This window comes from Chloroflexota bacterium (genome assembly GCA_034717495.1).
Taxonomy (GTDB): Bacteria; Chloroflexota; Anaerolineae; order JAAEKA01; family JAAEKA01; genus JAYELL01.
On sequence record JAYELL010000021.1, the window covers coordinates 1 to 12,119 of the forward strand.

Genomic DNA, 12,119 nt, shown 5'->3' on the forward strand with positions numbered 1-12,119 from the left:
AATATGTCTTTCCCTCCTCTCGCCTCTCCATCGACCCGCGCAGCGGCGTCAAGCGCCGCCACCACATCCACGAGAACAACCTGCAAAAAGCTGTCAAAAAAGCCACCCAACTAGCCGGCATCGACAAGCGCGTCACCTGCCACGTCTTCCGCCACTCCTTCGCCACCCACCTGCTGGAAAACGGCTACGATATTCGCACCGTTCAGGAACTCCTGGGCCACAAAGATGTCAAGACCACCATGATCTACACCCATGTGCTCAACCGGGCAGGCCTGGCCGTCCGCAGCCCCCTGGATTGACCCACAGCAGGGGGTTGCCTGGCACCACCCACTACTCACGACGCGGTTCTGCTCTCCCGGTCGTAGTTTTGGCCCAGGAAGGCGGGTGCCCGGACGCGGCGGAAGGCGAAGATCATGACAACGATGGTGGCCAGGTAGGGCAGCATGCGCAGGAACTGGTGGGGTATGCCGATGTCGGTTACCTGCAGCCGCAGCGCCAGGATATCGACGATAGCGAAGAAAAAGGAGCCCAGTAGAATGCCCTGGGGAGTCCAGCCGCCGAAGAAGGTCAAAGCGATGGCAAGCCAGCCGCGGCCGCGCACGATGCCGTCGGTGTAGGTGCCGGTATAGACCATGGGTAGATAGGCGCCGGCCAGTCCCATCAACATGCAACCGATCACAGCAGTGCTGTAGCGGTAGCGTCTCACGTTCACGCCCAGGCTGTCGGCAGCCTTGGGATTCTCTCCCACCGCGCGCAGCGAGAGGCCGATACTGGTCCTGTAAAGAAGGTAGTAGAGAAAGAGGGAGAGCACAACGCTGAAATAGACCAGGATGTTCTGGTTGAACAGGATGGGGCCGAGTACCGGGATGTTGCTCAACAGGGGGATCGGCAGCCGTTGGAGGGTTGGAATGATGGGAGGCTTCAGGGTGACGCCCACGACCACCTTGAAGAGCAGGCTGGATAGCCCCAATCCGAGGAAGAAGAGTGCCAGCCCGATGACGAACTGGTCCATCTTGAGATCAGTGGTGAAATAAGCCAGGGCCAGGCCAAACAGCCCGCCTGCCAGCATAGCCAGCGCCATACCAACCGCAAGGCTATCGAACAGGTAGGCGCCCAGAAAACCGACCGACGCGCCCACCAGCATGATGCCCTCCTGGGACACGATGAACAGGCCGGTGCGGCCGGCCAGCATGGTGCCCTGGCTGGCCAACAGATAGGGCACTACCGCCAGCATGACCAGGCTGGCCAGATTAATCAGCGGTGTGTCAGCCATCGGCTATCGTCTCCTCACCACGTCGGTCAACAGCACAAAGATCAGGATCAGGGCCTCGACGATGAATACCATCTCTCCGGGGATGGCCATGGTGCGCTGCATGGCGCTGGCGCCCACCTCCAGTATGGCGATGAACAGGGCCACGAAGGGTACAGCCGCGTTGTTGCCCTTGGCAATCAGGCCGATGATGATTCCCAGCAGCAGGAAGTTGGAGTGAAAGCCCTCGATCAGGCGTCCGTGCACGCCCGCCACCTCGATAGCGCCGGCCAGCCCTGCAATGGCACCGCCCAACAACAGCGAGGTGAAGAACATCTGGCGCACGCTGATGCCGAAGACGCGCGAGGCCCTGGGGTTGGCGCCCGTGGCGATCAGTTCGTAGCCGGCCGAGGTGTGGTCGGTGTAGAGATAGACCAGGACGGACACGAGGATGGCGATGAGGATGCCACTATGCAGCGGTGGCCGGGACAACAACAGGGGCAACTCCCCGCCGACCCCGATGGGAACGGTCGTGGGATGGCCGGCCACGGGATCGGGCCATATCTGCGTGGCCACGAAGTCGATCAACTGGAAGGCCACGAAGTTCATCAGCACCGTGGTCAGGATCTCGTTGATGCCGAAGCGGAAGAGCAGCCAGGCCGGTCCCAACACCCACAGGGCGCCAAAAATCATGCCTGCCAGCAAGACCAGGGGCAGGAGCAGGGGCAGCGGCAGATCGAAGAAGAGGATGCCCACTGCGGCCGCGCCGATTCCACCCACGATCATCTGCCCCTCGCCGCCGATGTTGAACTTGCCAGCGGCCAGCGGTATGGTGAAGGCAAATGCCTGCAACACCAGCGGCACCCACTTGATGAGGGTCTGGACGAAACCGTTGGGGGTGCGAAAGGAGGTGAACAGAATGGTCGAATAGGCCTGCAGCACATCGAAGCCCATCAGAGCCAACAGAATGCCTACCGCGGCAAATGCGGCCAGTACCGCTACGACATAGGGAACGAGGGTACGCGCCGCGTTGGCCAGCGGGGATTGCTGTGGTAGTGCCTGTGTCTCATGCATCGGCCTGCACTCCGCTCATCAAACGGCCGATCTCGTAGCGATCGAAGGCAGCCCGCTCCAGGATGCCGGCGATCTTTCCCCGGAAGACGACAGCGATGCGGTCAGACAGCAGCAGCAATTCGTCCATATCCTCGGACACCAGCAGCGTGGCCACACCCTGTTCCTTCTGTTCCAGGATGCGCGAGTAGATGGACTCCACCGAGGGGATGTCGAGCCCGCTGGTCGGATTGTGCGCGATCAGCAGCCGCAGGGGCCGGGAAAAGGCTCGCGCCAGCATCACTCGCTGGATGTTGCCGCCCGACAGGTTAGCCGCCGTTTCCTTGGGGCCCTGGGCGCGGATACTGTACTCGGCGATCAGGTCGCGGGCCGTTTCGTAGATGGACGACCAGTTGAGAAAACCCCGTCGATTGCTGTAGGGGGGCCGGCGCTGCGAGCCCAGGATCAGGTTCTGGGCCACATTGGCCGTGGGCAAGAAACCATCCTGCTGCCGGTCCTGGGGTACGTAGGCGATGCCCAGGCCCAGGCGCCCGGCGGTGGACCCGGCGCTGATATCCTGGCCGTCGAGTTGCACGCTGCCTGCCGCGGCTGTACGGATACCCAGGATAGCCTCCAGCAACTCCTGCTGGCCGTTGCCCGCCACCCCTGCGATGCCCAGGATCTCCCCCGCGTGCACTGCCAGGGACAGGTCGTCAACCAGCGGTCCCGCTTCTCCGTCGACCCTCAATCCGTCTACGTCCAGGATCAACTGCGCGTTCGGAGCGATTCCTCGATCTGCCTCCACGGCAGCGGAGAAGAGCAGGCTCTTCTCCAGCGCGACGTCGGCGCCCACCATGCTACGCACAATCATCTCCTCGCTGACGTCGTCGCGAGGCCGTGTGAAGATGCGTTGCCCGTCCCGCAGCACGGAGATCGTGTGGCAGACGCTCATCACCTCCCGCAGCTTGTGGGTGATGAACACAACGCTCATGCCCTCGCCCACCATCAGCTTCAGCGACTGGAACAGGTGTCCCACCTCCTGGGGTGTCAGGTGGGTGGTAGGCTCATCCAGGATGAGCAGGTCGACGCCGCGGTAGAGCGCCTTGAGTATCTCGACCCGCTGCCTGATCCCCATGGGCAGATCCTCGATGCGGGCGCCAGGCTCCACATTCAAGCCGAAGTGATCGGAAAGGTCACGAATCTGCTGTTCGGCCGCAGAGAGGTCCATGGTGGGTCGATTGGGCAGGTGCGTTCCCAGCACGACGTTCTCAGCCACGGTAAATTCATTCACCTGCAGGAAGTGCTGGTGCACCATACCGATGCCGTAGTCGATGGCGTTCTTGGGCGAATGGATATCGACGGACTGGCCGCGCAGGGTGATCGACCCCGAGTCGGGCTTGTAAAGGCCGTAGAGGACGTTCATCAAGGTGGTCTTGCCAGCCCCATTGCCGCCCACAAGTCCATGGAGTTCCTTCGCCTGGAGGCTCAGATCGACATCCTTGAGCGCGTGGACAGGGCCGAAGGATTTGTTGATATCCTCCAGGCGAAGCAGGGCAGTGTCATTCATTGCCGGTCAGCTTATTCGATCGCATCGGTGTTCTTGATAACCTCGATCTCGCCGCTGATCAATGCCTCCGTGATCTCATGCATCTTCGCGAGTATCTCGTCCGATACGTGGCTGGGGGCTTGCAGGGAAACACCGGTGTCGAATCCCAGCGGATAGTAGCCGCCGATCTCGCCCTCCATGATGTTGCCTACAATAGCCGTCAACGGCACAGCGAAGTCGTAGAGCAAAGCGGTGACATAGTTGTCGGGCGCGAAGCTGGACTTATCGGAGTACTTGGCGGTGACCCAGACCTGGTCGGATGCATTCTTGGCCGATTCGAAGACACCCAGCATGCCCAGGTTCAGACTACCCACCAGCACATCTACATCTTCGGCAACCATGGCGTCGCCCAGCTCGCGGGCCTTGGTGGGATCATTGAAATCACCCACCCAGACCGGCTTGATCTCCACGTCCAGGCCCAGATCATCGACGGCCTGGTTCATGGCATGTACCTCGGCGTAGGAAAAGGGCAGGGTAAGGCCGCCAAGATAGCCGACCTTGCCGGTTTCCGTCAACTGAGCCGCCAGCGCACCCAGGCCATAGAATCCCACATGAAAGTTGCGGTCGATAACCCACACGTTGGGCGGCGGGTCCTGGGCCGGTGCGTCCCCCTCCGCGATGAAGTAGACCTCGGGAAATTCCTCGGCCATGCCCAGAGTCTGGCTGAAGAACTGGCCGCCGTGGGTGAAGATGATGTTGTAGCCGTCGTCGATATACTCCCGCATCACCCGCTCCACGTCGGGCACAGGCACGCTTTCCGAGTAGGCGGTCTCGATGCCGAGATTCTTTCCCGCCTCAGTGGTGCCGAGGTAGCCCAGGGTGTTGTAGTCGGCGTCGGTAATCACACCGGGGAAGATGGAGGCCAGCTTGAATTCCGCCTCGGAGGCGGCATCGGGTGCGGCCTCAGGCGCGGTGGTAACCGGTGCCGGCGCCACACACGCGCCCAGCACCAACGCAGCGATTACAATGAGCAGGAATGGGAGGACGCTTCGCTTTGACATGGGAACTCTCCTTGTAGAAACGGGGGAAAAGAGTGTACAGTTCGCCTAAATATACACCACAGGGATCAGACTGTCAATGGACGTTAAACGGGGATGTCACCACTTTGTGCGCCTGGGCATAGCGCATCAAGGCCATGTACTCTCGTACCGATCAGGCGACAACGCGGAGAGATTGGTAGCCACCGGTGGGAGCCTCCCCACCATCTTCTCTTACCACATACGACATCCTCCACGCACGCACCGGGATGGCGGGGAATGAAGATACTGGGCTCGACCGTGAAGACCATGCCCGGTTCGAGAACCGTGCTGTCCCCGGCGGTCAGGAATTGCACGGCATCGAAAAATCCCCGGCGGAGTTGACGGATGTTTGAAAGTCTTCCTTGGCTGCCACTGTGTTGGAAAACACATCAAGACAATTCGTCCAGCAGCGTCCTGGCATCGATCATGTCAGGCGTATCAAATCCCTCCGTGAACCAGTCAAAGACCTTTCAACCGATATTTCCGCGATTGCGTTAATTTTACGTTCTTGTTACGTCCCACTTACGGCCATCTGCTATGCTGAGGCCAACGATCAAGAAAAACCAATGGACGGAGAACCCTTCGAGGAGGTTTACGATGAAACGGCTACCTATCGCACTACTGTTGGCAGCGCTGTTGGTTCTGATGGTCAGCAGCATGGTCCATGCCGGAAGCACCGCCATGCTCGGGGACGAGCCGACCGACGAGGCATTCCCCAGCATTTCGCAGCACCAAATGGACTGCTGGGCCAAGTATGAGGCCTACTGGCGAGACCGCCTGGCCGAGGCTGAGCAGAACATTGCTCCGGCCGAGACCGCCCGCCTGGCCGAGGCCTATCCCAGCATTTCGCAGCACCAAATGGACTGCTGGGCCAAGTACGAGGCCTACTGGCGAGACCGCCTGGACCAGTAGCACCGAACGGCCCCAGTGGCTGACGGCAAAAACCAAATAGAAAGGGGGGTAAAAATAATACCGCAATGTGCTCAATGGTCAGGTCATTGAGCACATTGCGCGTTGATTCCCGACCTGCTGAGGGGACTGGCTTTTGAGGTGTGCAAGCAGTGGCCGGCCTTGAGTTGTTTCGAGGACCTGTGCTCTCAGGGGGAAACAGTCTGATCCCACGGATTGATCGTATTGACCCCGGTATTCCCAAAATCGTCCACATTGCGCGTGACAAGATGGAGGTCGCCGTGGAGCGCGATGGCTGCAACCATTGAGTCCAATGAGCTGATTCTGCTGCGGCCACGAGGGATTAATACACTTCCAGAGCGAATTGTGGTAAGATGATGCGCCAACGAATCATGACAGAGAACCAACAATCCCCTATGTTCCTGCATCGAATCGATGAACTGATTACCTTGTATCGCGACGGCCTGCTGCATAACACCTTGCCCTTCTGGATCGAACACTGTGTTGATCGCGAGGTTGGCGGCTTTTTCTGCGCGCTCGACCGCGATGGCACGGTGATCGATACCGACAAGGGCCTCTGGCAACACGGCCGTTTTACCTGGCTGCTATCGACCCTCTATTCCCAGGTAGAGCCGCGCGAGGAGTGGCTTGCCCTGGCCAAACATGGCCTCGACTTCATTCGGCGTTACGGCTTCGACGGCGATGGCCGGATGTTTTTCCATGTCACCCGCGATGGCCGGCCCGTGCGCAAACGCCGGTATATCTTCACAGAGGCCTTTGGCGTTGCTGCTCTGGCGGCCTATGCCAAAGCAACAGGCGACGAACAGGCCAGGCAGGAAGCGATCGACCTGTTCGACCTGATCGCCCGTTACCTGACCACACCCGGACTGCTTCCGCCCAAGTTTAATACCGATGTGAGGCCAGCGAAAGGCATGGCCGTTCCCATGATCATGATCGCCACATCTCAGATCATGCGGGACGCCGTCGAAGACCCTGCGCTCTACCAAACCTGGATCGATCAGAGCATTGCCGAGATCGAGCGCGACTTCATGAAACCTGAGTTCGAGGCGGTGCTGGAAACTGTGGGGCCCAATGGTGAGTTCATCGAGCACTTCGACGGCCGTTTGCTCAACCCGGGTCATGCCATCGAGGCTTCGTGGTTCATTCTGACCGAAGCCAAATACCGCGGCAACGATCCCCACCTGATCCAGCTGGGCACGACCATCCTCGATTGGATGTGGCAGTGGGGGTGGGACCAACAATATGGCGGCATAATCTACTTCCGCGACGTCAAAGGACTGCCGGTCCAGGAGTACTGGCAGGACATGAAGTTCTGGTGGCCTCAGAATGAAGCCATTATTGCCACGCTGATGGCTTATCAGATGACGGGTGACCAGAAATATGCCCGCTGGCACCAGATGATCCACGACTGGGCCTATGCCCACTTCCCCGATCGCGAACATGGCGAGTGGTTCGGCTATCTACACCGGGATGGCAGCGTTTCGGTGCCCCTGAAGGGCAACCTCTGGAAGGGTCCCTTCCATCTGCCCCGCATGCAACTGGTCTGTTGGCAAATGCTGGTCAATGGCTAATTGGTGAATTCCACTCCGCTTCGCTGCGGGGCTCTGTGGCTAATTGTTAATGGCAGAACCGGAAAGGATGCCTCTCCATGCAATGGGAGACTCTAACTTCGCTGGAATTTGTTGACGCGGTCGAAGCCTGCCAGGGTGTGGGCATCATCCCCGTCGGGGTCATCGAACCCCACGCATCCCACCTGCCACTGGGCACCGATATGATCACGGCCCACTGGCTGGCCTGCCGTGTCGCCGAACAGGAACCGGTAGTCATCTTCCCGGCCTATCCCTTTGGCACCAATATCGAGTCGGCCCACCTGCCCGGCTCGGTAGCCATTGGACGCGACCTGATCCTGGCCCTGTTGGAAAACGTGTGCGATGAAATGGCCAGGAACGGTTTGACCAGGATCATCCTGCTCAGCGGGCATGGCGGCAATCGACACTTCCTGCCCTTTTTCGTCCAGACGCTGCCCGAAAGAGACAAAACCTACGCCGTCTATTATGCCGACCTGCCACCCATGCCCGATGGCGATGCCCTGCTGCAAACCAAGGAAATCGGCCACGCCTGCGAGTGGGAGACAAGTGTGATGCTGCACATCGCCGAAGACCTGGTCAAGATGGATCAGGTGCCCCCGAAGCCTTTCAGCAACCTGGCCCGCCTCCGCCAGCTCCAGGAAACCGGCGCCTATACCCAGGCAGACTGGTTCAGCCAGTATCCATTCATGTATGTGGGCGATGCCAGCCAGGCCTCCGCGGAGACAGGACGCAAATTCCTCGAACACACGGTGGCATCCCTGGTTGACCTCATCCGGGCCGTGAAGGCCGATGGGGTTACACCCGAACTGGTGCGCGAATTCCTGCAGAAAAAATCCAATCCGACAGCGCCACCCTTCTGGACCGGCGATACCGGTCAGCAGGAATGACGAGGTCAAAAGTGACTCCCGATGTCTGCACCCTGTTTGCCACACAATGGTTGACAAGCCCACTTTCATCGGGTAAACTTCAACAAACGATGGTGACTGTGAAAATCGTCCGTCAATGGTCCTCGTCAACACCTTAAGCGATCACTATGTCAGGTCTCAATCTCTACCTGCTCGGCGCTCCCCGCATCGAGCTGGACGGCGTTCTGGCGGAACCAGCTACCCGCAAGGCCACCGCTCTGCTGGCCTACCTGGCCGCGTCCAACACCGCCCACAGCCGTGAGCACCTGGCCCTGCTCTTCTGGCCTGAATCAGACCACACCCACGCCCGCAATTCGCTTCGTTATACGCTGTCGGTGCTGCGCAAGAGCATTGGCGCCCATCGCTTGCAGAGCAGCCGGGAAACCATTGCCCTGGATCCCAGTGCCGAATTCCGGACCGATGTAAGCCAGTTCCGCCAGTTGCTTGAACATGTGACTCTGCATGAACACCTGGCTGGAGCCCCTTGTCCCGAATGTTTGGACCGCCTGGTTTCGGCCGCTGAGCTTTACCAGGGCGACTTTTTGGCCGGTTTTACCCTGCCCGATTGCCCCGACTTCGAGTCCTGGCGCTTCTTTGAAAGCGAAGACCTGCGCGGGGATCTGGCTACGGCCCTGGAGCAACTGGCACGATGGCGCAGCCAACTACAGGACTATGAGGCAGCCATTCCCTATGCCCGCCATTGGCTTTCCCTGGACCCCCTGCACGAGCCAGCCCACCGCCAGTTGATAATTCTGTATGCCCTGGCTGGACAGCAGGCTGCAGCCTTGCGCCAATACGAAGAATGCAAACGCCTGCTTGAAGCCGAGCTGAACGCCAGCCCCCACCCGAGCACGACAGCTCTCTATCAGCGCGTCCGCGCCAGGGAGATCGGTCCCACCCGCCGCGCGACACCAACCGCACTTCGCTATCCCGAGTTTTTGCGGGAAGAGACCGAGCCGCCATCCAGGCCCGGACACAGCTTCGTCGAGTTCGAACAGGAGCTGGCGTGGCTGCACAACCACCTGGACCAGGCGCTGATGGGTGAGAGCCGTCTGGTCTTCATCACTGGTGGTACCGGTCGAGGCAAGACGACGCTGCTTTCCGAGTTCACCCGACAGGCCATGGACAAACGGCCCGACCTGATTTCTACCCTGGGCACCTGTACTTACAGCGATCCAGGGGACCCTTATCTGCCCTTCCGGGATGTTTTGGCCGCCCTCTGCGGTGAGCTGAGAGCCCAATGGTCGGTGGGTGCCATGAGTACCGATCACGCCCGGCGTGTCTGGTCTTTGCTGCCCGAAATGGGCGAAATCCTGATGCAGCACGGTCCGGAGCTACTGGAGACGTTCGTGCCAGGAGACCAGATGCTGGCCCATCTGAACATGGCCTCCGCGGGCCGCTGGCCCCAGTCATCTCAACTGGAACATATCATTCAGAGACACAGGGAATCGCTTCCGGATGCACGGCAACAGCATCTGCATCAGCAGTACACCAACGTGCTGCGAAAACTGTCAGCCCGTCAACCCTTGATCGTGGGATTGGATGACCTGCAATGGGCCGATCCAGCTTCTGTCAACCTGCTGTTTCACCTGGCCCGCCGCCTGGGCGACTGCCCGGTGCTGCTGGTAGGAACCTACCGGCCAGAGGTGGTAGCCCGGGACCGCAACGGGATCCCGCACCCCTTACAGGGCCCCCTGGCCGAGTTCAAACGACTATACGGCGATATCTGGCTCGACCTGCAGAAAACAGCGCAGGAAGATGGGCGCCTCTTCGTCGACGCCCTGGTTGACCAGACACCCAATCACCTGGACGGATCCTTCCGTGAAGCCCTTTACCAGCGCACCCTGGGACATCCCCTGTTCACAACCGAGCTACTGGTCCATCTTCGGGGGAGCGGCCAATTGATTCAGGATGAAAAGGACTGCTGGATCGAGGATTCATCGCTGGACTGGAAGACGTTACCGGCCCGGGTGGAGGGGGTGATCGAGGAACGCATCGGGCATCTGCCTGAGAGCGCCCGGGAACTGCTCACGCTGGCATCGGTAGAGGGGGAGCGCTTTTCGGCGCAAACACTGTCCATGGTCCGCAAGATCGATTTGCCAGATACGGTTGAGATACTTTCCGACCTCCTGGGAAAGCGCCATGGGCTGGTAACTGAAGGAGGGATGGAGCAGGTAGGCGGCCAATCGATCTACCAGTTTCTCTTCCGTCATGTCCTCTTTCGCCAGTATCTTTATGATAGCCTGACCCCTATTCGACGTGCTATGCTGCATGGCGAGATAGGCGCAGCACTGGAGACACTCTACGGCAGCCGGACCGAACTCATCGCGCCGCGCCTGGCCTACCATTTCACCCGGGCCGGCAATCGATCTAAAGCCATGCGCTACTATTTCGAGGCTGGCGAGCGGGCCCGGCGTCTCTACGCGGTGCAGGAGGCCATCGACTATTATTACCAGGCCCTGGACTTGCTCGCGGGGGAGGAGGATCATGTGGATCACGGGAACCGGAAGGTGCGCCTTTGCGACGGCCTGGGACAGACGCTACTGCAGCAGGCACGCTACGACGAGGCCCAGGAAGCCTTCGTGGCTATGGAGGAAGCGGCGCCCGAAGGCACCCCGGAAAAAGCGCAGGCCTGGATCCGTCTGAGCACTGTGCAGGATCGCCTGGGCGAGCACGCCAGGTCGTTGGAGAGCGCACTCCTGGCTGAAAAGGCCGCACGTGCAGCACAGGCTGAACATGATCTGGCGACGGCACTGTTGATGCAGAGCTGGGCCCACTACATGCTCGGCAACGGCAAAGAGGCACTGGTACTGGGCCAGAAGGCGTTGGACCTGGCCACCGACCTGGATGACCGGCGGTTGATGGCCCGCAGCTTGAACGTGCTGGCCGCCATCTGGGACATGCAGGGCCAGTACGATCAGGGCATCGGAGCCAAGGAGCGGGCGCTGGCCCTGTTCCGGGAGCTGGACGATCGCCGCTGGCTGGGCCGCATGTTGGGCAACCTGGGCAACACCGCCCTCTTGCGCGCCGATTTTCCCATGGCAGCCAGCTATTACCAGGAGGCTCTGGTCATCGCCCGGGAGCTGGGCGACCAGGATGGTGAGATCCTCTATCTCATGCATCTGGGCGGTGCCTGGGTAGGCCTGGGGCGCTACCGGGCCGCTATGAATGCCCTGGAAAAGGTGATCGTGCTTGGCGAATCGAAAGGCTGGATGGGCCTGTCGCTGACCCATTATTTTCTAACCGAGGCCCGCCTGGGCCTGGGCGATCTGGAGGCAGCAAGAATGGCTGCCATCACGGCGTTGCAGTTGGCCCGGGAAACGGGCCGCCGGGAGGACCTGGGCGCGGCCTGGCGTTGCCTGGGCAACGTGGCTGCCCGCAGCCAGGAACCCTTTCAGCTCGGAGATGAAAAGCTGGACGCGCCAGCCTGTTTTTCCCGCAGCCTGGAGATCTTCACCGAGATGGACTCCCAGGCCGAGCGGGCGCAGACCCTCTGGGAATGGGCGCGCTACGAACTGGTTTCAGGCGATAGTGGCCGGGGGCAGTCAATGCGCGCCGAGGCGGAAGAGATAATGACCCGGCTGGGAGTCAGCCGGTAATCCGATCCAGAACCGCGTCGAATCCGATCGGATCACCGAATACCGAATACCGCTTCAGGTAATCCGTGACCGGTAATCGGTAATCCGATCCGGAACTGCGTCGAATCCGATCGGATCACCGAACACCGAATACCGCTTCAGGTAATCCGTGACCGGTAATCGGTAATCCGAT

The 12,119-nt window shown here is 60.3% G+C and carries 9 protein-coding genes; 5 read left to right on the top strand and 4 right to left on the bottom strand.

The window, feature by feature from the left end:
• Positions 1–299: tyrosine-type recombinase/integrase (locus U9R25_04525; GenBank protein MEA3335151.1), on the top strand; the 299-nt coding region annotated here is incomplete at its 5' end.
• 35 nt (positions 300–334) lie between these two features.
• Here U9R25_04525 and U9R25_04530 read toward each other — a convergent pair.
• From U9R25_04530 to U9R25_04545, 4 genes are read right to left on the bottom strand one after another with little or no spacing between them, the layout of a single operon-like run.
• Entirely contained in the window at positions 335–1,273 is a 939-nt protein-coding gene (locus tag U9R25_04530; GenBank protein ID MEA3335152.1) for an ABC transporter permease, read from the bottom strand.
• Between the two features lie 3 nt (positions 1,274–1,276).
• The gene (locus U9R25_04535; GenBank protein MEA3335153.1) at positions 1,277–2,323 is read right to left on the bottom strand and encodes an ABC transporter permease; all 1,047 of its coding nucleotides are present in this window, start codon (positions 2,321–2,323) and stop codon (positions 1,277–1,279) included.
• Positions 2,316–3,866: an ABC transporter ATP-binding protein gene (locus U9R25_04540; GenBank protein ID MEA3335154.1), complete on the bottom strand. Its 1,551-nt coding sequence runs from the start codon at positions 3,864–3,866 to the stop codon at positions 2,316–2,318. The genes U9R25_04535 and U9R25_04540 overlap by 8 nt, the downstream gene beginning before the upstream one ends.
• A gap of 11 nt (positions 3,867–3,877) precedes the next feature.
• Positions 3,878–4,906, bottom strand: a complete 1,029-nt coding sequence (locus tag U9R25_04545) for a BMP family protein (GenBank protein MEA3335155.1) — start codon at positions 4,904–4,906, stop codon at positions 3,878–3,880.
• 615 nt (positions 4,907–5,521) lie between these two features.
• Between U9R25_04545 and U9R25_04550 the strand changes: the two genes are divergently transcribed.
• The 4 genes from U9R25_04550 (at position 5,522) to U9R25_04565 (ending at position 11,947) form a co-directional block, all read left to right on the top strand.
• Positions 5,522–5,836, top strand: coding sequence for a hypothetical protein (locus tag U9R25_04550; protein ID MEA3335156.1), 315 nt, complete (start codon positions 5,522–5,524; stop codon positions 5,834–5,836).
• A 389-nt stretch (positions 5,837–6,225) separates the two neighbouring features.
• On the top strand, positions 6,226–7,425 hold the full coding sequence (locus tag U9R25_04555; GenBank protein MEA3335157.1) for an AGE family epimerase/isomerase: 1,200 nt from the start codon (positions 6,226–6,228) through the stop codon (positions 7,423–7,425).
• 77 nt (positions 7,426–7,502) lie between these two features.
• Positions 7,503–8,330: a creatininase family protein gene (locus U9R25_04560; GenBank protein ID MEA3335158.1), complete on the top strand. Its 828-nt coding sequence runs from the start codon at positions 7,503–7,505 to the stop codon at positions 8,328–8,330.
• A gap of 146 nt (positions 8,331–8,476) precedes the next feature.
• Entirely contained in the window at positions 8,477–11,947 is a 3,471-nt protein-coding gene (locus U9R25_04565) for a BTAD domain-containing putative transcriptional regulator (GenBank protein MEA3335159.1), read from the top strand.
• Positions 11,948–12,119: the final 172 nt, after the last annotated feature.